The organism is Pseudomonas sp. CCC4.1, from assembly GCF_035019225.1.
In the GTDB taxonomy this organism is placed as follows: domain Bacteria; phylum Pseudomonadota; class Gammaproteobacteria; order Pseudomonadales; family Pseudomonadaceae; genus Aquipseudomonas; species Aquipseudomonas bubulae.
Window position 1 is genome coordinate 16,761 of sequence record NZ_JASJWL010000038.1, and the last position, 25,652, is coordinate 42,412.

Consider the following 25,652-nt stretch of genomic DNA (forward strand, 5'->3'; position numbering starts at 1 on the left):
GTTTTCAGCGGCGGAAACCATGGCCGACTTTTTCAACAGAATCGGTCGAAAGCGGCCATCCGCTCCATCATGGTGCTCTCCGCCCCAGTCAATAGAGCGGCAAAAGCTCTTGAGTGGGCTCCAGTTGCAGAACGTACGCATAGGTCGAGGCTTGACCCCCGTTCAAGTTGTTGCGCCGCTAAACACTTGTGGAACCGATCTATTGATAGCGGCTAAACGATGGCACTATGGAGGCATGCTCAGTTATGAGCCGCACGACAGATACTGACCAATATAGTTAGCAGCGGCCCAGCGGGCTGGTCGCACGGAGGCACAATGGTTACGAATGACCGATCTACCCTTCAAAAAGGCGCACTGGTCTCGGACTCAGCATCGGAAGCTGTAACCGCAACTGGCACTCCCCCAATTCGGTTGGCCTGTGTCGAGGTCTGTAATTTCCGACGCTTGGCAAAAACTCGACTTGAGGTTGATAAAGACACCACCATCCTGGTGGGAGCGAACAACAGTGGCAAGACCTCTTTACTTACAGTCCTTCGCAATTTCCTGAGCGAGTCCCCAGGATTCCGTGCTTTTGACATCAGCCTCTCCCAATGGAAAAGGTTGCGCCAACTAGGCCAACTCTGGGAGGCGCTCGAAGAAGATCCTACTACCGACTCAAAGGAGAATGAAAAATGGGAGGAGCAGTACCAGCAGCTTCTCGCTAGCATGCCGTTCATCGACCTTTGGTTTGATGCGCAGAAAGGTGCCTACAGCCATGTCGCCCCCTTCATCACTTCGCTGAAATGGTCTGGTGGTGCCGTTGGAATAAGGGTAAGGCTTGAGCCCGTATCAGATGCCAATGACCTTCGGGAGCTGGCGTGGCGCTACCGCGAAGCACGCTCCTCCGTACGCAATCTCCCGAAAGATGGCCATGCCTGGCCGGTGGACTTACTTGACTACTGGCAAAGGCACTCTGCGGAGCTACGTCGTATCGCCGCTTACCGTCTCAACCCCGCACTTGGTCCTATGGTCGACAAAAAATGTCGGGACCCGCAAGAACTGCCGCCAGGCTCTCAGCCGGTGGAGCTATCGCTTTTGCGCAAACTCATCCGTGTGGATTTTGTGCCAGCCCAACGCGGACTTGGTTCCGAGGAGGATGAAGTAAGGTCGGAATCTGCGAACTCACGCCCGGGGCTGTTCTCGAGCCAGCTTTTGAAATTTGCTCGACAACATCTGAACATAGCCCCCGCTGGCCATGAAAATAGAGAAAATCTAGTAGCTGCAATCGCCAAGGCCCAAGCGGAGTTGGATGATTCAATTTACAACGCGCTGAAGCCGGCAATGGAAGACGTCGAAGTTTTGGGCTATCCGGGGCTGCATGACCCACAACAATTTCACTTCCGTACCCGCATCCAGACCTCAGACCTACTTGCCCACAGTACAGCCGTTCAGTATCGGCTAGACAAGACAGCAGTCGATGAGTCATTGCCTGAGCATTCAATTGGACTCGGCTATCAGAATTTGCAGTCGCTCAGCTTCATGCTCGTGTCGTTCCGCACTGCGCGTCTCAACCCGCCGCATGGTAGCCCGGCGGCAGTTCACCTGGTAATGGTTGAGGAACCCGAAGCCCACTTACACGTTCAGGTTCAACGCAACTTTTCATCGAACGCTCACGGGCTCATTCGCCCGAAAGAGCCGGCGCATAGAAACCTTCGCAGCCAGCTGCTAATCAGTACGCATTCGAGTCATCTGGCTCACGGGGATAGCTTCACTCGCCTGCGATATGTGAAACGCATGGTAAATACCGGCGCAGGGGAAAGGCCCAGTACAGATGTCATCAATCTGGGTGACGCCTTTGGCGAAGACACTGAGACCAGAACATTCGCTGAACGCTACTTTCAAGTCCAGCACACAGACCTTCTCTTCTCCGACGCAGCCATTTTCGTGGAAGGCACGGCGGAGCGAATGCTCGTACCGCTCTTCATCGAAAGAGATTTCCCCAAACTCGCCAAGAAATACGTTTCTTTCCTCGACATCGGTGGCAGCCACGCCCACCGTCTGAGACCGCTGGTAGAGCGACTGGGAATTCCTACGGCCGTTATTACCGACTTAGATCCCGTGGTACCAGTAAAAAACAAAAAGGATAAAATCGTCCGAGCGGCGGTGCATATCGCTGGTCAATCGGACCTCGAGTGCGGAAATGACACTCTCACTGCTTGGCATCCGAAGCTTGCTGACTTTCTTAGCTATGGAAGCCCAACGCCGGCCCAGCTGGAATGGACCTCTGATTCGGGAGCGAAGGTTCGTTTTGCGTGGCAGCTTCCCATTGCTGCAGCAAGCGACCAGTGGCCAAGCTCGTTCGAAGACGCGTTAATCCTCTCTAACATTGAGTGGTTCAAAGCGCTGGACGAAGAGATGGACGATGCAACCGGTAAAAAGAAAAAGCACCGCGGCACACTGGCGAAAGTCTTAGGCCTCGTATTAGACCACCCTAACCATACCGAGCTGCTGAAAGAGCTCCATGACATGCTGCGTGGAAGCTTCAGCAAAGGCGATTTTGCCGCAACCTTGTTTGAACGAGTGAGCGCTGGACAAGAACTAGCATGCCCCGGATACATTGCTGACGCACTCATCTGGCTGAGCGACCAACTCAATGTTGATTCCGGAGAAACCCCGTGACTACCGTGCCGCACCACCATAAAAATGACCTTGACGCTCACGTCGTCCAAGACATCTGCGGTTACATCACAGCCATTCCACCAAGCAGTTTCTTCCTTTTCGCCGGAGCGGGCTCTGGTAAAACCCGAACGCTGATTGAGGTTCTGCGCCGGATCACAGGGGTAGTAAAAGACGAAGCCGGCGGACGATATGGAGAGCAGCTCCGATCTCGTGGGCAGTCTGTCCGGGTCATCACGTACACAAAGAACGCGGCTGGGGTGGTCACTTCCCGACTTGGAGAAAATCTTCTCACCACTGTGTCTACTATTCACTCTTTCTGCTGGGAGCTCATAAAGGGTTTTGACGAGGATATTCGAGACGCCCAACTGGCACGTAGCGCTCTAGAGCTTGAAGAAGCTAAGGCTTATGCACGGGGCAAAAAAAGGGGCGAGTCGGACAAGGACCGGGACAAGTACGTCGAAATTGAAGCTAAGGCCGATGCGATCAGGAACACGGAAACGTTTCTCTACCACCCGGACCGGAACTCCTACGGGCACGGCGCGCTATCGCACACCGATGTCCTTGAAGTAGCAGCGTGGCTTATTCGGGAACGACCGACTCTGCAGCGAATCCTTGAAGACCGACACCCCCTCATCCTCGTTGATGAATCGCAAGATACGATGAAGGGAATACTCGACGCACTGTTCGATCTCTCAAAGAGCCGTCCAGGTGGCATCACTCTTGGACTCCTTGGCGATCATCGACAGCGCATCTATCCTGACGGCCACCACGACCTGCCCGCGCACGTACCTGAAAACTGGAAACGCCCCGCGCTACAGATGAATCACCGCAGCCAGGAGCGAATTGTCAGGCTTATCAATACCATTTGGGACGCCGACGTCGAAGGACGTACCCAGCCCAAAACTGGTCTGCCACAACATAATAGGACGGAAAAAAATAGCGGTACCGTTTGCATCTTCGTCGGCGACAGTCAGATAGATACCTCGGAAAAAACTCGGCTTGAAGCGAAGTGTGCGCAAGTCATGCTTGCTGAAACTGCCAGTTCGGCTTGGAGGGATGATGAGCGTGGTTTCAAAACGCTCGCGCTTGAACACAAGCTGGCCGCCAAGCGAGGCGGTTTCTTTGAGGTCTACAGCGCGATGGAGTTGCTAGATAAAGATGCCGCGACGCCTAAAACCAGCGGTGACCGAAGCGGGCCCTCTATGGTTCACCCCCTCCTTGGTCCGTTGCTAGAGCTGGCAGAATGCATGCAACCGGATGGCTTGCTCAATGAGTTTGCCGCTATGGATGTACTGCGCAGGCACGGCGCACTTGCAAACGTGCCCGAGGCCATCGAGGAGCGCGAGCGCGCGCAAGATGACATACACACTGCTGTTACCAATTTCATCAATGCTAGCGCCAATCCCGGAGCGACAGTGCGAGATGTCCTGACTCCGGTTCTCACCGCACGTCTCTTTGAAGCTGATTATCGACTGGTCCAAGCATACGGTGATCCATCACCTCCGCCGGAAAAGGCAAGAGGTGAGTCTAAGGAGGACCGACGTAAGCGAGGTTGGCATGACCTTTTCAATGCCCCCTGGCAGGAAATTTCTCGTTATCGCAGCTATCTCGGGGGAGAGGCGGAACTCGCAACTCATCAGGTGGTGAAGGGCTCCGAGTTCAAGCATGTCATGGTCATCATGGACGATGAAGAAGCCGCCGGTACGATGTTTTCCTACGACAAACTCTTTGGCGCTAAAGAGTTGAGCCCGACCGATCTGGAAAAAGCTGAAGAGGGCCAAGAGACTATCATTGACCGGACCCTGCGGCTTCTATACGTGACCTGCAGCCGCGCAGAGGAAAGCCTAGCCTTAGTACTATGGGCGAACAACCCTACCGCTGCAATTGACTCAATCAGAAGTTCCGGTTGGTTTTCAGTAGGTGAGGTTCGCACATTGAAATGACGGCGATCAAAATCCGGAATCGCTCCCAGTTTTGTGGACGGTGAGTGACCACTTTTGGCCGACTCCGGCCTGATTCGGCAGATTCAAAGCGGTCGGCTAGCAGGTACTGGCGGTTGTTTCCAGCGTTCAGGTACGTCAATTTGAGCGCTGAATTACTTCTCCCAACTAGGAAACGGTGCCTACAAAACCTACAGAACTTAGTTTCGTAGGTTTTGTAGGTGGCTTTGATGGTCTTTTGAGTGCACCCGTCGGGTCAAGGCAACGTTTTTCGCCAGACATAGCGTGTCGATGGGCGGCCACCTTTCTCACCGGCAACCTTGTAGCCAACGATGAAGTCGTGTTCAACCAGAATTGCGAGCGCATTATTCACGGCGTCTTGCGAGCCCAATCCCGTCCAATCCTTCTGACGCACCTCTCGGGCAGTAAATGCCTCGGGCAATTTCTGCTGGCGCTCCAGAATCAGTCGCGCAGCGATTAGTGGTGCGTTGATTGCCGCTCCGTACAGCCGCTGGGCGTGGCTCATCAGGTATTTCGCCCAGCTGATGGCGCGTTCAGTGGACTTAGCGCCCACGGCTTCCCGTCCGCCTTCAATCAGCTCAAATAGGAGGGCCAAGCCTGCAATGGTTTTCGGCATTTTCAGGTAATGGGATTGCAATGCGGGGTGAAGATGATCGCTCCGGCTTGCTTGCATGTGGGAGGTATACCAGGCGATAAACTTCTCCTGCGCTTCTGGAGTAAATCTGAGGGCAGAGTGAGGCTCATCAGGTATCTGGTCGAGCTGTTCGATAACCTCCGAGACGCGCTCAGCGGCGATTTTGTTCGGCCAACGGTCGATATAGCGCCACTCTCGAACATCGTCGGGATATACCGCCAGCTGCAGGCGCTGAATCAGGCCGTCATCCAGTTCGCCGCTGACGGCAGCGTTTACGAGGGACGCAATTCGTGAGGGTTGAATTCCACCGATCAACGATAAACAACATGACTTGATATAAATGGTTCCTCGGCCAACACGGTCATAGGTGAATGAGCCGATTTCTGCCTGTCACCAAGAGCTGCAATCGACCCGTAACGGACACTACGTTTCACCAGCGCTCAGGGGAGAAATTGCTGTCTGCCGATTCCATTGATTCGGCTGCCTTCCGCGGTTTTGGTGTCCAGCGTACTGGTCCGATCATCAGCAGCGATGATCTAGCCGGTGGCCTGGCCCTGGTTCGCGCAACGCGCCATGCTTGGCACTTGGCGGGGTTCTGGATAGCTCAGGAAGCAAATGAGCTATGCTTCCGCTGCAAGGCAACTACTGATGGCGCTGCTGATGCTGTCTGCTTTGGCGCGGGCGCTATCGACGTATTGGTTCGCCTCACTCGTTCCCGGCAGGGGAGCTTCATTAGCAGTCCACGTTCCTCTAATTTTCAGATTCGTGAATTCGTAAACTTGACCTACAGCAGACTGGCTTTGAGTCAGGGAAAAGGCTATTGCATAAGTTAGAGGCGTACCCATCGTCATTGGGACAATGAACGTCACCTGATCCTTACCCTGAACAGTGATTCTGGTCTTGGAGGGGTTGAACAACGGGGCGCCGTTAATCCCAGGCACATTCTGCGCAAAGCAGAACTGAAGTGCATCAGTGCCCGCCTGCTGGCCTGCCTTTGCGATCCTAATGGACTCTACGCTGTAACTGCCGTATTGATTTTTGACAATAGAAACGCCATCAGGCGCGGGCTGATAGGGTTTCACTTCCATTGCAGCACAGCCCACAAGCGATGCTGTGAGGGCGCAAACACCCAGAGCTGGGAAAATTTTCATGAAGTTCCATTTCCAAAAGATCCAAGAACCCGAAGGTATCAAATTGCCAGCTATCTGGTCTACGCCTACTCAGTAGTGTCGGTGCGATATGAGATCGATACCGGCAAGATAGTGGTCGCGTAGCCCGCAAGCGATGCTGCGGTGGCCAGCGGTGACCGCACGATTGCTGCCGTCGTGACCGTCAGTAATCGGCCAATAGCGGTCATCGACCGTCAACTAAAGCAGGGGCGACTCAACATGAGCGCCGGAAAAACTCTAGCTTTGGGCCTCGTCGTCAGCGCAGGCTCATACCCATCCTGGGTTAGCACCTTTGCTTTAATGTCAATGTGTTAACTGCGACAGCCGGGATAGTTGTCGCGGCTGATCTACGCGTTAAGGATTAGCCTCGGCCAAGCCTGCTTCAATGAAGCGCACCGAACTCTCCATGGCCTGCTGACCTTCTGGCAGCATGGTGGCGTAGAAGTGCCAGGCGTGGAACATCGCAGGCCATACTTCCAGGTTTACGCGAACGCGGTTATCAGCCAGGTGAGTTGCAAGGCGCATTGCATCACTCAACATCAGCTCGTTCTCGCCGATCTGCACCAGGATTGGTGGAAGACCGGTGACGTCCGCGAACACAGGTGAGGCCAGAGGATGATTGGCCAATGTGTCGCCTAGGAATGCTCTGGCGAGGATGTCCAGGACAGGCTTGGAGTTCAGAGGATCCAGACCTTCACGGTTGCTCATGGAAGCACCGGTGTGTTCAAGGTTCGCCCATGGTGAGATGGAGGAGCCAACCGCAGGCAATGGAAGCCCTTTCGACTTAGCAGCAACCATGATGCTGACAACCATCGCGCCGCCAGCCGACTCGCCAGAGAACGCAATTTTGTTAGCTGGGATTTTCTGCTCAAGCAGCCATTCGTAGGCGCGCAATGTGTCGTCAACAGAGGCTGGGAACTTGTGCTCAGGAGCAAGACGATAGTCTGGCATGTACACACGAGCACCGAGCATTTTCGCGTAATTGCCTCCGATGCCGTGGTAGCCGTCTGGACGACCTACAATGTAGGCGCCGCCGTGGATATACATCACTACTGCGTCAGTTTTGATCTCGTCCGGAGTAACCAGTGTGCCGGGTACGCCGCCCATGTTGACTGCTTCGAATTTAACGCCAGCTGGCGCTGGATTTTGCGCGAGCATTTTTGCGTAAGAGTCGCGGATGTCGCTCATTTTTGTGGTGGTATCAATTCCCTTAAGAACGGGTACCAGATCGCTAAGGCTGTTGGCCCAGGTTTGGACGGCTGCTTGGACTTTAGTGTTCATAATGACCTCAATTGATCGATGGGAGTGGATTAGCTAATTGAGATACTATGCTTAGTATTGGGGAATAGGGTTCCCCATAACAGGTGCTAAGCCGCCCGAACGTTGAGATCCTTGAGGCCCCATGGAACTCCATAACCTGAATGATATCGCAGCGTTTGTAAGCTCGGTAAACGCTGGAAGCTTCACTGCGGCGGCCAAGCAGCTTGGCCTTACGCGCTCTGCAGTGGGGAAGTCGATAGTCAGGCTCGAGGCTCGTTTACAGGTACGTTTACTGAATCGTACTACGCGCAGTTTAAGCATGACGGATGACGGCCAGGTTCTGTATGAGCGTTGCGTGGGCGTTCTTCAGGATCTGGACGACGTGGAGGATGCCCTTGCGTTTCGTCGTTCAACACCCAGTGGGCGACTGCGGATGAGCCTGCCGGTAGCATTAGGCAGACTTCATGTCCTTCAGCACATCGAGTGCTGTCTTAAGGATTGGCCCTCCTTGAGCGTCGATATCACATTTTCCGACAGGCTGGTCGATCTGATCGATGAGGGATTTGATTTGGCCATGCGCATCGGGCCACCGAAGGAAGACTCTCGGTTGCTCACGCGTACCGTGGCCTATCAACAAATGATTACCTGCGCTTCACCCAAGTATCTGGCTGAGCATGCCGAGCCCAAAACGCCTGAGGATTTGTCCGAGCACCAGTGCCTGCATTTCGTGAGCGGTGGGAGATTGCTTCCTTGGAATTTTCGCGTGAATGGTAGCTCCGTGCCCGTTACTCATGGTGGAAGGCTACAGATGGACAGTGCTGAGTCATTGCACCAGTCAGCTGTCGCTGGCCTAGGCATCGCGACTCTTCCTTCCTATGTGGTAAATGACGATTTGAGGAGCGGCAAACTCGTTCAATTGCTCGCAGGGTATGCAGAGGCCGCAGAGCCTATTCGGGTGATTTACCCTAGCAAGCGACATCTCTCTCCAAAAATTCGTCTCTTCATCGATAAGCTTGTGGAGGCTTGGTCGCCTTGTCCGCCATGGGAGCGTGATTCGGCAATTCCTACGTTTGCACCCTAAGCGAAGCCGTCTGGCTGAACCGACGCTCAGACACCCTAGATCACCTCGACCTTAATCATGGCGTCTGTATTTCCAACAGTTTACAACTCAAATATTTGAAGGGACGCTATTGGCCGCTCTCCGCCGATCACAACAGGCAGAAAACGGCCATCTCTGGTCACCCCTACCTAAGTGACAGCTCTAAATTCTGCGGCGCATTCTCCCTGGAGGCGCCCCATAAACCTCCTTAAATTTTTTGCTGAACGCCGCCTGCGATTGGTAACCAACCTGCAAGGCAATATCTTTTAATCCCAGATGCGAATGACTCAGCAGGCTGAACGCCAATTCCATACGGACTTGCGTAAGCAATACCCATGGCGACACACCAGCCACACGAACGAACGCCCGCATGAAAGATGCTCGGGACATGCACGCGATATCTGCTAGATTTTGGATGATCCACTCGTGCGCAGGATCAGCCAACATCGCCTGCCATACGGGGCCCAGACGTTTATCGCTGAGCAAGGCGAGCGTGCCGATGTCTTGGCCATGGCTAGATAGATGGGCGCGAAGGATCAGGGTGAATAACGCCTGAGAAAGAGCATCGAGCAAAAATTTTGCTCCAATCTGATCGCCGTCTGCTTCCCCGCGTAATAAATCGACCAGAGACTGTAATGGTCCATCCGCTGGGAGCGTGCCGCTGGGTATCAACAGGTAGTCAGGTAATGAAGCAAATAGCAACGAAGTTCGGTTGAAGTGAAAGCAGCCGCATAGCATGTCCAGATCCGCACTCACGCCGCCAATGCGATGTATGGGCAATATGCCAGCGTCGATACGCTTTGCCGATACCAATGTTGGCGCAACAGCTTTGCCCGGACTATGCAGCACATGCGGCGCACCACCCGGCAGGAGCAGAACGTCGCCGGCGCGCATAGAAAGACGCTGCCCGCTTGGAAGCTCCACCCGACACTCACCCGACAGCACCACGTGGTATGGCGCTTTGCCCAGCGCTTCCTGCTCATGCTCCAGGGACCAGTCACCCTGAAATTGGCAACGTAAATCCAGACTGCCACGAACATTGGCGAGGCTGATGAGCTTGTCGATCGAATTCATTTGAGCGCATCGCAGAAAAAACAGAGCGTATCGAACTAATCAAAATAGGACTAGGGCATACACTAAACAAGGTTAAACATTACACCCAACCCCCCTCAGGAGTTACCGCAATGTTCATTAACTGGTCCGAATTATTACCCTCCATCCAGAAAGCTTTCGGCGCGCTGGGCAAAAGTAATCCAAAAATGGTCAAAGCCTACATGGCCCTCGGAGAAGCCTCTGCCGAAAACGATGTGCTCGACACCAAGACCCGCGAATTGATCTCCATTGCAGTCGCCATCACTACACGCTGCGACGGCTGTATTGCAGCTCACACTGATGCGGCCATTAAGGCTGGTGCGAGCCGCGAGGAAGTGGCTGCGACCTTGGCCACTGCGATCTCGTTGAACGCAGGCGCCGCTTATATTTATTCACTGCGCGCTCTTGAGGCGTACGACACCTTGAAAAAATAGCTCTTTCGCCATAACTCCACCGGCCCCGCACACTTAAACGTGCCGGGGCTTACCTGATACATCCAGACGTCAGCCACTTGTTGAGACGATCGAACAATAACTTGAGCATGACGCACAAAAGCGTCTCGCGGCTAAGCCTCAGACTGGTTTCACATTCCAAATATTCGGATAAGTCTGATGCTCGCTTCATTCACTACATGGCTGCAATTCATCAGCAAGCTCGACACCCTTGGCACACACCTCATGAGACTGGCGATCGCCGTAGTTTTCTTGTGGATCGGGGCGCTCAAATTCGCGCCTTACGAAGCCGATAGCATTACCCCATTTGTCGCCAACAGCCCGTTTATGTCTTTTTTTTATGAACATCCCGAGGATTACAAGGCACACCTGACCCACGAGGGTGAATTGAATGCGGAAAAGCGCGTCTGGCAGACCGCAAATAACACATACATCTTTTCCAACGGCCTGGGCGTAGTAGAAATTCTGATCGGTCTGCTGGTGCTTTCCAACCCGATCTCGCGACGCGCCGGTCTGCTTGGTGGGGCGCTGGCCTTCGGTACACCGCTGGTGACCTTAACCTTCCTGCTCACCACACCTGAAGCCTGGGTACCGGATCTTGGTGATGGTGAACATGGCTTTCCATTCCTGTCTGGTGCAGGACGCCTAGTGCTCAAAGATCTCTTGATGCTGGCCGGCGCTCTTCCGGTGATGGCTGATTCCGCCCGTCAGTTATTGCAAGAGCGGCGCCCCTAGTTTTCTTTTAAAGCCTTGAAATCTGAATCGCCTCAAGCTTCGTAGATACCTCCGAGAGGCTGCTTGTGGCCGATTGCTGCATTTCGTAACGAGCAACAAACAACCGCTTGGGGTGAAGCAAGCGCCAAGGTCGATCCGTGGCATGCCGATAAGATACGGAATCGCTAGGATGACGAACACATGCGCAGCCTGACCGTGATGCTGGAGCAGCAGCACAAGTGCAGCAGCTGGACAAAGCATATGTGCCTCACCAGTTAAGAACTGGCTGTAGGCCTTGGTTTTTACTGAGTCCCTTAATGAGTACCTATTTCGTTTTTGTAGCTGCAAGTATTCAAGATTTTAATGGTCTTGGTTAAATTAGTTCGATTCCTGTCTCCGGCACCATTTAAAAAGCCATCCGGTCAATGCCGGGTGGCTTTTTCGTTCAGGGGCAGCACCAGGCACTTTGACGTCCGAAAATGGCGAGAATCGGCCAAAACGCGGTGCTATTCTGCGGACCATGAATACAGATAACCGCCTGTCAACGCCCAGTACCGCTGCCTGCGAAATCGCTCGCCTGAGCCGTGATGCGCGGTTTGACGGGGTGTTTTTCACTGCCATACTCAGCACCCGGATCTACTGCCGCCCCGTGTGTCCGGCCCGTGCGCCAAAAGCCGAAAACGTGGTTTATTACCCCAGCGCGGCAGCGGCTCAGGCCCAAGGCTTTCGCCCCTGTTTACGTTGTCGGCCCGAGCTGGCACCGGGTAATCAGCTTTGGTTGCAGGGCGAGCATCTGGTGTCGCGCGCCTTGACGCTGATTAATGAGGGTTACCTGGCAGAGCACTCGCTGGAAGAGTTGGCTGAGCGCATGGACATCGGTGCGCGGCAATTGCGTCGTCTGTTTGTTCACTATCTCGGGGCGCCGCCGATGGCCGTGCATTCCACCCGGCGCCTGCTTTTTGCCAAGCAACTATTGACCGAAACCGACCTGTCGATCACTGAAGTGGCAATGGCTTCCGGCTTTGGTAGTCTGCGTCGTTTCAATGCGGCTTTTGCCGAAGCCAATCATGCCGAACCCCGTGCCTTCAGGCGCAGTCCGAAGGCACGGGCAGACAAGGCGCTGGTGTTGCGCCTGGGCTATCGCCCGCCTTACGACTTTGCAGCCTTGCTGGGCTTTCTGCAGACCCGGGCCTTGCCCGGTATCGAACGGGTCGATGGCCACAGTTATCAGCGGGTGTTTGGCAGCCCTGAAGCTCCCGGCTGGCTGAGGGTCAGCGCCTGGCCGGGTGAGCAGCATGCATTGCAGCTGGAGCTGCGCAATGTGCCACCGGGGCAGATGCTGGCGGTGGTCACGCGGATTCGGCGCATGTTCGATCTGGATGCCGACCCGCTGGCCATCGCCCGTACCTTGAGTGCCAGTCCGCTGCTGGCGCCTGTGATCGGGCGTTATCCGGGGCTGCGATTGCCGGGGGGCTGGGACGGTTTTGAAGTGGCGGTGCGGGCCGTGCTCGGGCAGCAAGTCAGTGTGGCTGCAGCGCGCACCCTGGCCAGTCGAATCGTGCAGCGCCATGGTGTTGCCATTGAAGCCGACAAGGGCTCGGGGCTGGATCGTCTGTTTCCCGGCCCTGAGCAGCTGGCGCAAGCCGATCTTGGGCAAATGGGCATAACCCAGGCGCGCATCAATACGATCCAGGGCATCGCCCGCGCCCTTGCACAAGGGCGTGTCGACTTCGCCGTGGAGCAACCCCTGGAGCGTTTTATCGAGCGCTGGGTACAACTGCCCGGTATTGGCGAATGGACCGCGCATTACATCGCCATGCGCGTGCTCAAACACCCAGATGCATTTCCGGCCGCCGATCTGATTCTGCGCCGTGAAGCCAACCCCCAGGGTGAGCCGTTAAGTACCAAAGCGCTGCAGGCACTGGCTGAAAGCTGGCGCCCGTGGCGGGCCTATTCCGTGATGTATTTATGGCGCGCAGCTACCGATTCGATTACAGCGCGCAAGGTGTGAACATGACGCAGATTTACTACGAACAAATGCCATCACCGATTGGGCCACTGTTTCTGGTCGCTGATGATGAAGGGTTGCGCGAAGTGCGTTTCGAGCTGGATCGCCGGCCCCATGTACCACAGGACGGGTGGGTGCATTCGCCACCAAAGCTTGCCGAAGTTCGCCGTCAACTGGAGGAGTATTTTGCGGGTGAGCGTCAGACGTTCGACCTGTTTCTCAAGCCGCTAGGCACCGACTTTCAGCAGTCGGTATGGCAGGCCCTGACCACCATTCCCTTTGCGGTAACCACCAGTTACGGCCAGATTTCACAGCAGATCCATCGGCCCAAGGCGTCCCGGGCAGTGGGAGCGGCGAACGGGCGCAATCCGATCCCGATCATCATCCCGTGCCATCGGGTGATTGGCAGCAATGGCACCTTGACCGGTTTTGCCGGAGGTCTGGCAGCCAAGCAATGGCTGCTAGAGCATGAGATCAAGTGCCGCCGGCACGGCTGATGCAAAACCTGTGCTTTTTGTGGGAGCGGGCTTGCTCGCGATGCGGGCACCGCGGTGTATCTGGCGAACCCCAGTGATGCCATCGCGAGCCAGCCCGCTCCCACAGCAAAGGTGTGCAGGGCTTACAGGCTCAACCGCATCGACAGATCCACCGCCTTCACATCCTTGGTCATGGCGCCAATCGAGATGTAGTCCACGCCGGTTTCGGCGATCGGACGCAAGGTCGACTCGTTGATACCGCCGCTGGCTTCCAGCATGGCCTTGCCCGCGTTCAGGCGTACCGCTTCGCGCATGTCATCCATGCTCAGTTCGTCGAGCATGATGATATCCGCACCTGCCACCAGCGCTTCATTCAGTTCTTGCAGGCTTTCCACTTCGATTTCAACCGGCTTGCCAGGGGCAATCTTGTGCGCGGCACTGATGGCTTGCGCGATACCGCCGCAGGCAGCGATATGGTTTTCCTTGATCAAAAAGGCGTCGTACAGACCAATACGGTGATTGTGGCAGCCACCGCAGGTCACCGCGTATTTCTGCGCCATACGCAAACCCGGCAGGGTCTTGCGTGTGTCCAGCAGCTTGACCCGCGTATCGGCCACCTGATCAGCGAGGTGCTGGGCATGGGTGGCGACGCCTGACAGCATTTGCAGAAAGTTCAGCGCGCTACGTTCACCGCTGAGCAGCGAGCGGGCCGGGCCTTCAAGATGAAACAGTACCTGGTCGGGGCTCACGCGATCGCCATCGGCCACCTGCCAATGCACGGCAACCCGAGGGTCAAGCTGGCGGAACACAGTGTCGACCCAGGCTGTGCCGCTGATCACTGCTGCTTCACGGGTAATGATCGTGGCTTTGGCCAGGCGCTCGGCCGGGATCAGCCGTGCGGTGATATCGCCGCTGCCAATATCTTCGGCTAACGCACGGCGCACGTTGGCTTCTATTTCGGCAGTGAGGTCGGCCAGGCGTAAATTCGGCATAACGAGCTCCACAAACAAAGTGCGCCGATTATAGGGGCATGCCACCGGTGAACCCAAGGTGTGCGAAGAGTCACATGCAAATACCTGCAATGTGCTGTTTTCGGCACTTTGAACATTAATTTGCACCTGCAATCACTCAAATGAAGAGTCCGCTGGTACAAGCGCCATCTTTTACAAGATAATCCGCCTTGCTATTGGCGCCATAGCTTTGACGTGCTGCCATTGCCCTAAATTCCGATTCACCGGCCAGTGCCCAATGCACTCGCCGGTTTCTGTTAGTGAGCGGCAAAAATGGCTCTGACCACGCGCGTTCACTGGCAAACGAAGAAATCCTTCCGGGAGGCCAGGATGCAAAATGACGGGAAAGTGGGGCCTGGGAGCAGGACCACTAAGGAGTTGGCGATGCACTCGCCGCTTACCCGCCTGCCTGTGATCCTGCTGCAGGTGCATGACAAGGCTGCGCAGCAGTTGCGCAACGAACTGCAGGTGCTGTTCGAAAATGCCGACCAGACCCTGTTTGAAATGGCCGACAAGGCGCAGAGCGATACCGATCAGAGCCTGTTCTTTGAGGCCATGCGCGATGTGCGGCTCAAACGAAAAAGCATTGAACGCGGTTTTCTTGAGCGTCTGTTCGATGCCTTTATCCGTCTGACCCTGCCTGATGTCAGTGAGCCAGCCCTGCAGGTCGTTCCCGCAGGGCATGCGGTGTTCTCGCTGATGGCCGATAACATTGAGCGCGCTCAAGTAACCAATGCAATGGTGACGAAGGTCCTGAGCCGTAACCAGCTGGCTTTGTGTCAGTTGAGCACACGCCTCAACACCCTGAGCTGCATGCCACTGGATGAACAGAACAACCCGCTGGGGCCGGCGATGCTGTGCGAATATTTTTTGCAGGCCGAACGTGACCAGGGCATGGACATCAAGGTCAAGCTGATCATGCTGCGCCTGTTCGACAAGTACCTGCTCAGTCAGACCGGGCAGCTGTACGCCGACGCCAACCAGCTGTTGATTGCCACCGGAGTGCTGCCAGATCTGTCGGACAGGGAGTCGTGCTGCGCCGCCAAAGCCGATATCCATGCCCAGGAGTTGCCAGGGGCGGGTGAGGATGCGAGTAACCTGATCGGGCTTTTGTTCGACTACATCAGCGATGATCGCAACCTTTCGCAGCCTTTGAAAAAACTGCTGGGCTTGTTGCGTGAACCCATGCTCCAGATCGCCCGGCGTGATCAGAACTTCTTCAGCTGTGACAGCCATCCGGCCCGGCGTCTGCTCAATGTCATGGCCGATGCAGCCATTGGCTGGGACGCCGGTGCCAATAGTTGCAACGATCCGCTGTACCGCAAGGTCGAGCACGTGGTGCTGCAATTGGCCCGGTACGCGGGCAATAATCCGGCGCTGCTTGAGTCGTTGCTGCATGATTTTTCGATGTTTACCCGCGGCGAGCGCAGCCGCACCGAGCTGCTTGAGCAGCGCACCCGTGATGCCGAACAGGTGCGCTGCCGCCCTGCGGTGCAGCACAACCCGGTGCGCTCATGGCCTTCACCGGTTCTCGATGAGCAAGCTCAGTTGGGGTTGTTGTTGGTCAGTCAGTTGCGGGTTGGGGCCTGGATCGAACTGCAAGAAGATGAGACCACCCGCCTGCGTTGCAAGCTGATTACGATTCTTGAGCCGGACGGTACGCATATCTTTGTAAACCGTATCGGGGCCAAGGTGCTGGAAAAAAGCCGCAACGATTTAATCGTGCACCTGCGCAATGGCAGTATCCTGCTGGTTGATGACCGCCTGTTGATCGATCGGGCTCTGGAGTCGGTGATAGACAGTTTGCGTCAGGCTGGCGGCGAGTAATCGCGTATAGCGCAGATTGCTCCCCATCGATGCGCGCATCGCGGCATACTGGGCCTTTGGTTTTGCCTGTTAAAGGAGCCTGTATGCAGATGGACCCCGCGAGCGGCTGGTTTCAAGGCGTGCGCCATTGCCCGTCACCCAACTTCAATGCGCGCCCGGGTGATGAAATCTCCCTGCTGATCATTCATAACATCAGCTTGCCGCCGGGGCAGTTCGCCACCGGTAAGGTCCAGGAATTCTTCCAGAATCGACTGGACGTCACAGAACATCCTTACTTTGAAGGTATAAGTGCCCTGCGCGTGAGCGCACATTTTCTGATCGAGCGTGACGGCACTGTTACCCAGTTTGTCTCCTGTTTTGATCGCGCATGGCATGCTGGCGTTTCGAGCTTCGAAGGACGTGAGACCTGCAATGATTTTTCTCTGGGCATTGAACTTGAGGGCACCGATGAGCTGCCTTTTACGGATGCCCAGTATCAGGCTCTGACAACCTTGACCCGACAATTGCAGATGCAGTTTCCTGCCATTACCCGGCACAGGATTTGCGGCCATAGCGACGTGGCGCCGGGACGCAAGACGGACCCGGGACCGGCTTTTGACTGGACGCGTTTTCGCAGCGCGTTGCAGCACACAGGAGATAAACAATGAGTTTTGTGGTGTTACTGCTGGCGATTGTGGTCGAGAAATTCTCGGGGCTGCGTCAGCGTCTGCAGCGTGATGGCGGCTGGTTGCGCGAGTTGCACAAACTTGAAACCAGCCCAAGGCTTGGCAACAAGCCATGGTGGGTGTTGTTTATCCTGATTGCCTTGCCTGCGGCGGTGCTGGGCTTGCTGCTGGTGGTACTGCATCCGGTGGCTTATGGCCTGTTGGCACTGCCGATACATTTACTGGTGGTGATCTACAGCCTTGGGCGTGGAGACTTGCTGGGGGGGCTCGGGCCGTTTCGTGATGCCTGGCGTCGTGGTGATTTGCAGGCCGCCGCCCATGTTGCCGAGCGTGACCTGAGCATAAATGCGGACAGCGGTGAGCAATTGCTGGAGAGGGTGCAGGGGCATTTGTTATGGCAGGCCTACCAGAGCTTCTTTGCGGTTATTTTCTGGTACTTCCTGCTGGGGCCGGTGGTGATCCTGAGCTATCGCCTGCTGGCCCTGGCGCAGGAGCACAGCCAAAACCCGGCGCTGGTGGAGCGTGCCGGGCAATTGCGCCATGCTTTTGACTGGTTGCCGGTGCGGTTGCTGGCCGCGAGTTTTGCCCTGGTGGGTAATTTTGCAGCGGTTAGCCGGGTGATGTTGCATGAGTTGCTGAGCTGGGACATCAGTGCTGCGCAGCTGATCAATAAAGCCGGCTGCGCAGCTGCTGAAATCCCTGCGCCACAGGCCGGGCCTGAGGGCGTGAGCAGCCTCGACACCCTGTGGGCCTTGCTGCTGCGGGCGGCGGTGTTGTGGTATGCGTGCTTCGCGGTGTGGGCGTTGTTGCTCTGAGATTACACAAGATCTGTAGCAGCCTCGCTCCTTCGGCAGCTGCTACAGGGGTATAAGTCAGCGCTTCCAGCCAAAGACTTCGCAGGCATTGGCTGTTGTCGCCTTTGCCAATTGCTCGGGGCTGATGCCCATTATCTCGGCCAGCGCCCGGCAAATATCAGGCAGGTACTGCGGGCTGTTGCGCTGGTTGGGGTACATGGCCGGGGCCATGCCGGGGGCATCGGTTTCCAGCACGATGGCGTCCAGCGGCAGATCAGGTAGCACTTTGCGCAAGCGCAAAGCTTGTGGCCAGGTGGCAGCCCCCCCCAGGCCCAGCTTGAATCCCAGTTTTATATATTCACGGGCTTCTTCGCGACTGCCTGAAAAGGCATGAACAATCCCGCCACGCTGAAGCTTGAAACGCTTGAGGGTGGCGATTACCTGCGCATGGCTGCGCCGAACATGAAGTAGGGCGGGCAGATTAAAGTCGGCGGCCAATTGCAACTGGGCTTCAAACAACTGTTGCTGGATCTGGCGGTCCAGCTCGGGCAAAAAGTAGTCCAGGCCGATCTCGCCCACAGCACACACCTGAGGATGCCCTGCCAGGCGGCTCAGCCATTGCCCCAGTTCAATCATATGCTCGGGGCGATGCTCATTGATGTACACCGGGTGCAGGCCAAACGCGGCATACAGTTGGCTGTCGGTTTGGATCAAGTCCCACACGCTCTGCCAATTACTCTGATAAACCCCCAGAACCACCATGCTTTCAACCCCCAGTGCCCGACTGCCCGCCAGTACCTGTGGGCGGTCGGCGTCGAACTCAGGGAAGTCGAGGTGAGTGTGGGTGTCGATCAGCTGCATGCTCAGGCCTGATGGATACGTTGTTTGAAGTTACGGGCAATGGCATGGATGCCGGGTACGTAGTTTTGCTCTTCAATCGCCGCCAGGGCCAGGTTCAGGGCTGTTTCGGCAATCAGCTTGTGTTGTTGGCCCATAGCATTGACTGGCAGCGGCAGGAAGTCCAGCAACTGGGTGTCACCAAACGTGGCAAGGCGCAATGGCGGGCGCTGGGTCGGGTGCTCCAGCAACGCGTCGAACATCCCTTGCAACAGCACATATGAAGTGGTGATCAGCGCTTCGGGGAAGTGGCCCTGGCGTGCCAGCAAATCATCAATGATCCGCCGTCCACATTCACGGCTGAACGCACTGCCGTGTTCGATCAGGACCTCGCCCTTGAACCCTTCGACCGCTTGCTTGAAACCCGCTTCACGGGCCTGGCTGACGCTCAGTTCGGGGCGCGCACCGATCAACACAATCTGGCGCGGCAAAGGCTGCAACAGACTGCGGGTCAATTGCAGGCTGGCTTCGCAATCATCACTGATTACCGAGCAGAAGCGCTCCGGCTCCAGGGTCCGGTCGATGGCGATGATGGGCATGCCCAGGTCCTGCAACTGGCGGTAGCTGTCATCTTCTGCGGGCAAGCAGCTGGCTACGAACAGGGCATCGCAGCGACGGGCACGAAACAGCTTGAGCAATTGGCGCTCACTGTCCGGTGCATCGTCGGAGCTGGCGATCAGCAACTGATAGCCGCGGGCACGGGCGCCTTGTTCGAGCTGCTTGGCCAGGCGCGCATAACTCGGGTTTTCGAGGTCCGGCAGGATGAACCCCAAGGTGCGCGTGTGTCGGCTGCGCAGCCCGGCTGCCTGCGGGTTGGGAGTAAAGCCGTGCTCCTCGACCACCGCACGTACGCGCTCGACCGTGCTGCTGCTGATGCGCTGCTGTTCGGCTTTTCCATTGATGACATAGCTGGCAGTCGTTACGGAAACACCTGCCAATTGAGCGATATCACTGAGTTTCACGCCGAAAATTCCTTATTTTTTGTAGTACATGTCGACATTGTGAACAATCCTAACCGATAAAGGCAGCCGACCATCGTCTGTCATGGGTGCGCTGTATTTATTTGCGACATCTACCCGCTGCCGCCAGGCAATACGACAAGTTGGACTTCAAGCGCGGGCAATTATGCAGTAACGTGCCGGGTATTCTTGATTAAACGTTTCAGCCTGCGCATTTAAAGGCCTCGAACCCGGCAGTGATGTGCTTGCCACGCATCAACTGACGCAGCACGGGAAGAGCGACCTAAGCTGACTTAATTCAAAACAATACCGGTTGCCATTGAGTACCGGAAAGGAGAACGCATGCTCGAGCTCACCATAGAGCAGATATCCATGGGCCAGACGGCTATGGACAAGTCTGCGGCGCTGCAATTGCTTGCCGATAAACTGGTCGCCGATGGCTTGGTAGCCGAAGGCTATCTGAGTGGCTTGCAAGCGCGTGAGGCTCAGGGTTCGACCTTTCTGGGTCAGGGCATTGCCATCCCCCACGGCACGCCCGAAACACGTGAGCTGGTGTTCACCACGGGCGTGCGCCTGTTGCAGTTCCCCGAGGGGGTGGACTGGGGTGATGGCCAGATGGTGTACCTGGCCATCGGTATTGCCGCAAAGTCCGACGAACATTTACGTTTGCTGCAACTGCTGACCCGTGCCCTGGGCGAAACCGATCTGGGTGAGGCCCTGCGTCGCGCCAGCTCCGCCGAAGCCTTGCTTAAACTGCTGCAGGGCGCACCACAGGAACTGGCGCTGGATGCACAGATGATCGGCCTGGGTGTGTCTGCCGATGACTTTGAGGAACTGGTATGGCGTGGTGCCCGTCTGTTGCGCCAGGCTGATTGCGTGAGCAATGGCTTTGCTGCCGTACTGCAGCAAGTCGATGCGCTGCCGCTGGGCGATGGCCTGTGGTGGCTGCATAGCGAGCAAACCGTCAAACGTCCGGGGCTGGCGTTTGTGACACCGGACAAACCGATGCGCTATCTGGGCCAGCCGCTGAGCGGTCTGTTCTGCCTGGCCAGCCTTGGCGAAGCGCATCAGGCCTTACTGGAGCGCTTGTGCGCGCTACTGATTGCCGGTCGTGGCCACGAACTGGGCAGTGCCACCAGCCGCCGTGCCGTGCTTGAAGTATTGGGCGGCGAGCTGCCGGCCGACTGGCCAAGTGCCCGTATTCCCTTGGCCAACGCCCACGGCCTGCATGCGCGGCCGGCCAAAGTGCTGGCGCAACTGGCGAAAAGTTTTGAAGGCGAAATCCGCGTCCGGATCGTCGATGGCCAGGATTCGGCGGTATCTGCCAAGAGCTTGAGCAAGCTGCTGAGCCTGGGTGCCCGTCGCGGTCAGGTGCTGGAATTTGTCGCCGAGCCGAATATCGCCAACGATGCGCTGCCTGCACTACTGGCTGCGGTCGAGGCGGGTTTGGGTGAGGAAGTCGAGCCGTTGCCGGCGTTGGCTGAAGCCGTGCCCGGTGTCGCCGAAATTGCCACGGTGCTTACCGCCCCGGCGGCTGGCAGCCTGGTGCAGGCGATTGCCGCATCGCCCGGCATTGCCATTGGCCCTGCCCATATACAGGTGCTGCAAACGTTCGATTACCCGCTGCGTGGCGAGTCTTCCGTGGTCGAGCGCGAGCGTCTGCAAAAAGCCCTGAGCGAAGTGCGCAAGGACATTGAAGGCCTGATTACGCGCAGCCAGTCCAAGGCCATTCGCGAAATTTTCATTACCCACCAGGAAATGCTCGACGACCCTGAACTTACCGATGAAGTGGATTCGCGCCTCAAGCAGGGCGAAAGCGCCGAAGCGGCGTGGATGTCGGTGATCGAGGCCGCTGCGCGTCAGCAGGAGTCCTTGCAGGATGCGCTGCTGGCCGAGCGGGCAGCGGACCTGCGGGATATCGGCCGTCGCGTGCTGGCCCAGCTGTGTGGCGTCGAAACCCCGGCCGAGCCTGACCAGCCTTATGTGCTGGTAATGGATGAGGTCGGCCCTTCTGATGTGGCGCGCCTTGATCCGGCGCGGGTGGCAGGCATTTTAACCGCCCGTGGTGGTGCGACCGCGCACAGCGCCATTGTCGCCCGCGCGCTCGGTATTCCGGCCCTGGTTGGCGCGGGCGAAGCGGTGCTGCTGCTGGCGCCGGGCACTGAATTGTTGATTGATGGCCAGCGCGGTCGCCTGCACGTCTCCCCGGATGCCGACGCCTTGCAGCGTGCCACCCAGGAGCGCGACAGCCGTGAGCAGCGTTTGCTGGCAGCCTCTGCCCAGCGCCACGAACTGGCCGTGACCCAGGATGGTCATGCGGTTGAAGTGTTTGCCAATATCGGTGAGAGCAAGGGCGTCGCCACGGCAGTGGAGCAGGGCGCCGAAGGCATTGGCCTGCTGCGCACCGAACTGATTTTCATGGCCCATTCGCAAGTACCGGACGAGGCGACTCAGGAAGCCGAATACCGTCGTGTACTCGACGGCCTGGCTGGCCGGCCGCTGGTGGTACGCACGCTGGACGTGGGCGGCGATAAACCGCTGCCGTACTGGCCGATCGAGAAAGAAGAAAACCCGTTTTTGGGTGTACGTGGCATTCGTCTTACGCTGCAACGGCCGCAGATCATGGAAAGTCAGTTGCGCGCCTTGCTACGTTCAGCCGACAACCGCCCGCTGCGTATCATGTTCCCGATGGTGGGCAGCGTGGCCGAGTGGCGTGCCGCCCGCGACATGACCGAGCGTTTGCGCCTGGAAATTCCAGTGGCTGACCTGCAATTGGGGATCATGATCGAAGTGCCGTCGGCTGCCTTGCTGGCGCCCGTGCTGGCCAGGGAAGTGGACTTTTTCAGCGTCGGCACCAACGACCTGACCCAATACACCCTGGCCATCGACCGTGGCCACCCGACCCTGTCGGCCCAGGCTGACGGCTTGCACCCCGCGGTATTGCAACTGATCGATATCACCGTGCGTGCGGCCCACGCCCACGGCAAATGGGTGGGCGTGTGCGGCGAGCTGGCGGCTGATCCGCTGGCCGTGCCTGTGCTGGTGGGCCTGGGCGTGGATGAGCTGAGCGTTTCGGCGCGCAGCATCCCCGAGGTCAAGGCGCGGGTACGCGAGTTGAGCATGGATCGTCTGAAAACCTTGGCCGCCGAAGCGTTGAGCGTGGGCAGCCCGGATGAAGTTCGTGCGTTGGTGGAGGCGCTCTGATGGCCCGTATTCTGACTGTCACCCTCAACCCGGCACTGGACTTGACCGTGCGTCTTGGGCAACTGGCCCCGGGGGAGGTTAACCGTAGCCCGCTGATGCTGACCCATGCTGCCGGCAAGGGCCTGAACGTGGCGCAAGTACTGGCCGATCTGGGCCACACGCTGACGGTAAGTGGCTTTTTGGGTGAGGACAATGCACAAGCATTCGATGCCCTGTTCAAGCGTCGCGGTTTTGTCGATGCCTTTATCCGTGTGCCGGGCGAAACCCGCAGCAATATCAAGCTGGCTGAAGACGATGGCCGCGTCACCGACCTCAACGGGCCGGGGCCGCAGGTTGACGCACAGGCGCAGCAAACCTTGCTCGATACCCTTGAGCGCATTGCTCCCGGGCATGACGCGGTCGTGGTGGCTGGCAGTTTGCCCCGAGGCGTCAGCCCGCAATGGCTGCACGATCTGCTGCTGGGCTTGAAGGCTCAGGGCCTGAAAGTGATCCTGGACACCAGCGGCGAGGCCTTGAAGCAGGGCCTGGCAGCGGGGCCGTGGTTGATCAAGCCCAACACCGAAGAACTCAGCGATGCGCTGGGCCGCGATATCAGCGACCTTGCAGCCCAGGTTGCAGCCGCAACCGCTTTGCAGGCACAGGGCGTTGAGCACGTGGTGATTTCCCACGGTGCAGAAGGCGTGAACTGGTTCAGCCGTGGGCCGGCCTTGCAAGCGTTGCCGCCCAAGGTCAGCGTCGCCAGCACGGTGGGCGCAGGCGACTCGCTGCTGGCGGGCATGGTCCACGGTTTGCTCAGCGGCCATAGCCCCGAGCAGACCCTGCGCACCGCCACTGCCATTGCGGCAATGGCCGTTACTCAGATCGGTTTTGGTATCAGCGATGCAGCGCACCTGGCGACGCTCGAAAGCGGCGTTCGCGTTCGCCCCCTGACAGAAGAATAAAAGGAATCCACATGAAATTAGCCATTGTGACGGGCTGCCCCAACGGCATGGTGACCAGCGTGCTGTGCGCCCGTTTGCTTGATGCGGCGGCTCAGCGTCAGGGCTGGAGCACCAGCGTTGAAGTCCACGACCCCAAGCACCCTGAACGTCAGTTATCGGCGGCGACCATCGATGAAGCCGAGTGGGTGTTGCTGGTCAGCAGTACGCCGCTGGATATGCAGCGTTTTATCGGCAAGCGTGTGTTCCAGAGCACGCCTGCCCAGGCCCTGCAAGATGTAGAGGCGGTGTTGCAGCGTGGCGTGGAGGAGGCCGAGGTCTACGTTGCACCTGCGCCAACAGCTGCAGTTGAAAACGCGCAGAAAGCTCCAAAAATCGTCGCCATCACCGCCTGCCCGACAGGCGTGGCCCATACCTTTATGGCAGCCGAAGCCTTGCAGCAAGCGGCCAAGCGTTTGGGCTACGACTTGCAAGTCGAGACCCAGGGTTCGGTAGGCGCGCGCAACCCGTTGAGCGCCGAAGCCATTCGCGACGCCGATGTGGTGTTGCTGGCGGCGGATATCGAAGTGCCGACCGAGCGTTTTGCCGGCAAGAAAATCTACCGTTGCGGCACAGGCATCGCCCTCAAGCAAGCCGAAGCCACCCTGAACAAGGCGTTGAGCGAAGGCAAGCAGGAGAGTGCCGCCGCTGCGGGCGGGGCGCCTGCCAAGCAGGAGAAGGCCGGGGTCTACAAGCACCTGCTGACGGGTGTGTCCTTTATGCTGCCGATGGTGGTGGCAGGGGGGTTGCTGATCGCGCTGTCTTTCGTATTTGGCATTGAAGCTTATAAAGAGCCCGGCACGCTGGCGGCGGCGCTGATGCAGATCGGTGGTGACGCCGCCTTCAAACTGATGGTGCCGTTGTTGGCGGGTTATATCGCCTACTCGATTGCCGACCGCCCGGGCCTGGCGCCGGGGATGATCGGCGGGCTGTTGGCGAGCACCTTGGGGGCCGGGTTTATCGGCGGGATTATTGCCGGTTTTATCGCCGGTTACTGCGCCAAGGCGATCAATCGCTATGCGCGTCTGCCGCAAAGCCTTGAAGCGCTGAAACCGATTTTGATCATCCCGTTGTTCGCCAGCCTGTTTACCGGTCTGGTGATGATTTACGTGGTGGGCAAGCCGGTTGCCGGGATGCTTGAGGGCCTGACCCATTTCCTCGACAGCATGGGTACCACCAACGCCATCCTGCTGGGCGTATTGCTGGGCGGGATGATGTGCGTTGACCTGGGTGGGCCGATCAACAAGGCGGCCTATGCGTTTTCGGTGGGGCTGCTGGCTTCGCAAAGTTATGCACCGATGGCGGCAACGATGGCGGCGGGCATGGTGCCGCCGATTGGCTTGGGTATTGCCACGTTCCTGGCGCGCCGCAAGTTCGCCCAGACTGAGCGTGAGGCGGGCAAGGCGGCGCTGGTGCTGGGGCTGTGCTTTATTTCCGAAGGTGCCATTCCATTTGCTGCCAAGGACCCGCTGCGGGTGATTCCGGCGAGCATCGTGGGGGGCGCGTTGACGGGGGCATTGTCGATGTACTTCGGTTGCAAGCTGATGGCACCGCACGGTGGCTTGTTTGTATTGCTGATTCCAAACGCGATCAACCATGCGCTGCTGTACTTGTTGGCGATCGTGGCGGGCAGCTTGGTGACGGCGGTGGTGTACGCGGTGATCAAGCGTCCGGAGCCGGTTGAGATGGCGCTGGAGACGGCCAAAGCATAACTCAATCCCCGCTCCCACAATGTCACCGCAAATCCAGTGGGAGCTGGTTCGCCTGCGATGCAGGCACTGGGGTCTGTCAGGCAA

General features: G+C 57.5%; 20 protein-coding genes. 13 read left to right on the forward strand and 7 right to left on the reverse strand.

The genetic code is table 11. The features are described 5' to 3' along the window. The first annotated feature begins 315 nt into the window (after positions 1-315). Together QN377_RS15340 and QN377_RS15345 are read left to right on the forward strand one after the other, a co-directional pair. The gene (locus QN377_RS15340; RefSeq protein ID WP_237146871.1) at positions 316-2,658 is read left to right on the forward strand and encodes an AAA family ATPase; all 2,343 of its coding nucleotides are present in this window, start codon (positions 316-318) and stop codon (positions 2,656-2,658) included. Further along, positions 2,655-4,601, forward strand: a complete 1,947-nt coding sequence (locus QN377_RS15345; RefSeq protein WP_323567640.1) for a UvrD-helicase domain-containing protein — start codon at positions 2,655-2,657, stop codon at positions 4,599-4,601. The genes QN377_RS15340 and QN377_RS15345 overlap by 4 nt, the downstream gene beginning before the upstream one ends. Positions 4,602-4,854: 253 nt before the next feature. Here the strand turns inward: QN377_RS15345 and QN377_RS15350 are convergent, their stop codons facing one another. The 3 genes from QN377_RS15350 to QN377_RS15360 form a co-directional block, all read right to left on the reverse strand. Then, positions 4,855-5,634 carry a DUF3987 domain-containing protein gene (locus QN377_RS15350; protein WP_169716048.1) on the reverse strand — a complete coding sequence of 260 codons (780 nt, stop codon included), beginning with the start codon at positions 5,632-5,634 and terminating at the stop codon, positions 4,855-4,857. A gap of 239 nt (positions 5,635-5,873) precedes the next feature. Continuing rightward, positions 5,874-6,404: a hypothetical protein gene (locus QN377_RS15355; RefSeq protein ID WP_016779380.1), complete on the reverse strand. Its 531-nt coding sequence runs from the start codon at positions 6,402-6,404 to the stop codon at positions 5,874-5,876. 372 nt (positions 6,405-6,776) lie between these two features. Then, positions 6,777-7,703 (reverse strand): alpha/beta hydrolase, encoded by a 927-nt coding sequence (locus QN377_RS15360; RefSeq protein ID WP_016779374.1) that lies wholly within the window; start codon positions 7,701-7,703, stop codon positions 6,777-6,779. A gap of 121 nt (positions 7,704-7,824) precedes the next feature. On the opposite strand from QN377_RS15360, the gene QN377_RS15365 reads away from it, so the two are divergent. Beyond that, entirely contained in the window at positions 7,825-8,763 is a 939-nt protein-coding gene (locus tag QN377_RS15365) for a LysR family transcriptional regulator (protein WP_016779375.1), read from the forward strand. Positions 8,764-8,943: 180 nt separating this feature from the next. Here the strand turns inward: QN377_RS15365 and QN377_RS15370 are convergent, their stop codons facing one another. Continuing rightward, on the reverse strand, positions 8,944-9,855 hold the full coding sequence (locus QN377_RS15370; protein ID WP_016779376.1) for an AraC family transcriptional regulator: 912 nt from the start codon (positions 9,853-9,855) through the stop codon (positions 8,944-8,946). Positions 9,856-9,965: 110 nt separating this feature from the next. Here QN377_RS15370 and QN377_RS15375 point away from each other — a divergent pair, with 110 nt between their 5' ends. From QN377_RS15375 to QN377_RS15390, 4 genes are all read left to right on the forward strand, one after another. Then, complete coding sequence (locus tag QN377_RS15375) at positions 9,966-10,307, forward strand: carboxymuconolactone decarboxylase family protein (RefSeq protein ID WP_016779377.1); 342 nt, start codon at positions 9,966-9,968, stop codon at positions 10,305-10,307. Between the two features lie 177 nt (positions 10,308-10,484). Next, complete coding sequence (gene rclC, locus QN377_RS15380; protein WP_016779378.1) at positions 10,485-11,060, forward strand: reactive chlorine resistance membrane protein RclC; 576 nt, start codon at positions 10,485-10,487, stop codon at positions 11,058-11,060. Between the two features lie 499 nt (positions 11,061-11,559). After that, complete coding sequence (locus QN377_RS15385; RefSeq protein ID WP_095018265.1) at positions 11,560-13,050, forward strand: DNA-3-methyladenine glycosylase 2; 1,491 nt, start codon at positions 11,560-11,562, stop codon at positions 13,048-13,050. A 2-nt stretch (positions 13,051-13,052) separates the two neighbouring features. Next, positions 13,053-13,544, forward strand: coding sequence for a methylated-DNA--[protein]-cysteine S-methyltransferase (locus QN377_RS15390; protein WP_095001608.1), 492 nt, complete (start codon positions 13,053-13,055; stop codon positions 13,542-13,544). Between the two features lie 122 nt (positions 13,545-13,666). On the opposite strand, the gene nadC is transcribed toward QN377_RS15390, so the two are convergent. Then, positions 13,667-14,515, reverse strand: a complete 849-nt coding sequence (gene nadC / locus QN377_RS15395; protein WP_322213594.1) for a carboxylating nicotinate-nucleotide diphosphorylase — start codon at positions 14,513-14,515, stop codon at positions 13,667-13,669. A 402-nt stretch (positions 14,516-14,917) separates the two neighbouring features. Between nadC and QN377_RS15400 the strand changes: the two genes are divergently transcribed. From QN377_RS15400 to ampE, 3 genes are all read left to right on the forward strand, one after another. Then, positions 14,918-16,360 (forward strand): DUF1631 family protein, encoded by a 1,443-nt coding sequence (locus QN377_RS15400; protein ID WP_416194590.1) that lies wholly within the window; start codon positions 14,918-14,920, stop codon positions 16,358-16,360. An 83-nt stretch (positions 16,361-16,443) separates the two neighbouring features. Continuing rightward, positions 16,444-17,007, forward strand: a complete 564-nt coding sequence (gene ampD / locus QN377_RS15405; protein WP_095001605.1) for a 1,6-anhydro-N-acetylmuramyl-L-alanine amidase AmpD — start codon at positions 16,444-16,446, stop codon at positions 17,005-17,007. Then, the gene (gene ampE, locus QN377_RS15410; protein ID WP_095001604.1) at positions 17,004-17,840 is read left to right on the forward strand and encodes a regulatory signaling modulator protein AmpE; all 837 of its coding nucleotides are present in this window, start codon (positions 17,004-17,006) and stop codon (positions 17,838-17,840) included. The genes ampD and ampE overlap by 4 nt, the downstream gene beginning before the upstream one ends. A gap of 57 nt (positions 17,841-17,897) precedes the next feature. On the opposite strand, the gene QN377_RS15415 is transcribed toward ampE, so the two are convergent. Both QN377_RS15415 and cra read right to left on the reverse strand, forming a co-directional pair. Next, a complete protein-coding gene (locus tag QN377_RS15415; RefSeq protein WP_095001603.1) occupies positions 17,898-18,680 on the reverse strand; it encodes a TatD family hydrolase in 783 nt (260 codons plus the stop codon). Positions 18,681-18,682: 2 nt separating this feature from the next. Then, positions 18,683-19,678 (reverse strand): catabolite repressor/activator, encoded by a 996-nt coding sequence (gene cra, locus QN377_RS15420; RefSeq protein ID WP_095001602.1) that lies wholly within the window; start codon positions 19,676-19,678, stop codon positions 18,683-18,685. 339 nt (positions 19,679-20,017) lie between these two features. On the opposite strand from cra, the gene ptsP reads away from it, so the two are divergent. The 3 genes from ptsP to QN377_RS15435 are packed head-to-tail and all read left to right on the forward strand — an operon-like array spanning position 20,018 to position 25,568. Beyond that, on the forward strand, positions 20,018-22,879 hold the full coding sequence (gene ptsP, locus QN377_RS15425) for a phosphoenolpyruvate--protein phosphotransferase (RefSeq protein WP_322213592.1): 2,862 nt from the start codon (positions 20,018-20,020) through the stop codon (positions 22,877-22,879). Continuing rightward, entirely contained in the window at positions 22,879-23,820 is a 942-nt protein-coding gene (pfkB, locus tag QN377_RS15430) for a 1-phosphofructokinase (protein ID WP_095020326.1), read from the forward strand. Before ptsP ends, pfkB begins: the two co-directional genes overlap by 1 nt. Before the next feature lie 11 nt (positions 23,821-23,831). Continuing rightward, positions 23,832-25,568: a PTS fructose-like transporter subunit IIB gene (locus QN377_RS15435; protein WP_095018269.1), complete on the forward strand. Its 1,737-nt coding sequence runs from the start codon at positions 23,832-23,834 to the stop codon at positions 25,566-25,568. Positions 25,569-25,652: the final 84 nt, after the last annotated feature.

What these genes read in the sequence shown, in the direction of transcription:
- QN377_RS15385 (WP_095018265.1), top strand. Translation starts at nt 11,560, where the DNA reads ATGAATACAGATAACCGCCTGTCAACGCCCAGTACCGCTGCCTGCGAA.
- QN377_RS15360 (WP_016779374.1), bottom strand. Translation starts at nt 7,703, where the DNA reads ATGAACACTAAAGTCCAAGCAGCCGTCCAAACCTGGGCCAACAGCCTT.
- nadC (WP_322213594.1), bottom strand. Translation starts at nt 14,515, where the DNA reads ATGCCGAATTTACGCCTGGCCGACCTCACTGCCGAAATAGAAGCCAAC.
- pfkB (WP_095020326.1), top strand. Translation starts at nt 22,879, where the DNA reads ATGGCCCGTATTCTGACTGTCACCCTCAACCCGGCACTGGACTTGACC.
- QN377_RS15415 (WP_095001603.1), bottom strand. Translation starts at nt 18,680, where the DNA reads ATGCAGCTGATCGACACCCACACTCACCTCGACTTCCCTGAGTTCGAC.
- QN377_RS15355 (WP_016779380.1), bottom strand. Translation starts at nt 6,404, where the DNA reads ATGAAAATTTTCCCAGCTCTGGGTGTTTGCGCCCTCACAGCATCGCTT.
- ptsP (WP_322213592.1), top strand. Translation starts at nt 20,018, where the DNA reads ATGCTCGAGCTCACCATAGAGCAGATATCCATGGGCCAGACGGCTATG.
- ampE (WP_095001604.1), top strand. Translation starts at nt 17,004, where the DNA reads ATGAGTTTTGTGGTGTTACTGCTGGCGATTGTGGTCGAGAAATTCTCG.
- QN377_RS15390 (WP_095001608.1), top strand. Translation starts at nt 13,053, where the DNA reads ATGACGCAGATTTACTACGAACAAATGCCATCACCGATTGGGCCACTG.
- QN377_RS15365 (WP_016779375.1), top strand. Translation starts at nt 7,825, where the DNA reads ATGGAACTCCATAACCTGAATGATATCGCAGCGTTTGTAAGCTCGGTA.
- QN377_RS15340 (WP_237146871.1), top strand. Translation starts at nt 316, where the DNA reads ATGGTTACGAATGACCGATCTACCCTTCAAAAAGGCGCACTGGTCTCG.
- QN377_RS15370 (WP_016779376.1), bottom strand. Translation starts at nt 9,855, where the DNA reads ATGAATTCGATCGACAAGCTCATCAGCCTCGCCAATGTTCGTGGCAGT.
- rclC (WP_016779378.1), top strand. Translation starts at nt 10,485, where the DNA reads ATGCTCGCTTCATTCACTACATGGCTGCAATTCATCAGCAAGCTCGAC.
- ampD (WP_095001605.1), top strand. Translation starts at nt 16,444, where the DNA reads ATGCAGATGGACCCCGCGAGCGGCTGGTTTCAAGGCGTGCGCCATTGC.
- QN377_RS15435 (WP_095018269.1), top strand. Translation starts at nt 23,832, where the DNA reads ATGAAATTAGCCATTGTGACGGGCTGCCCCAACGGCATGGTGACCAGC.
- QN377_RS15375 (WP_016779377.1), top strand. Translation starts at nt 9,966, where the DNA reads ATGTTCATTAACTGGTCCGAATTATTACCCTCCATCCAGAAAGCTTTC.
- QN377_RS15400 (WP_416194590.1), top strand. Translation starts at nt 14,918, where the DNA reads ATGCACTCGCCGCTTACCCGCCTGCCTGTGATCCTGCTGCAGGTGCAT.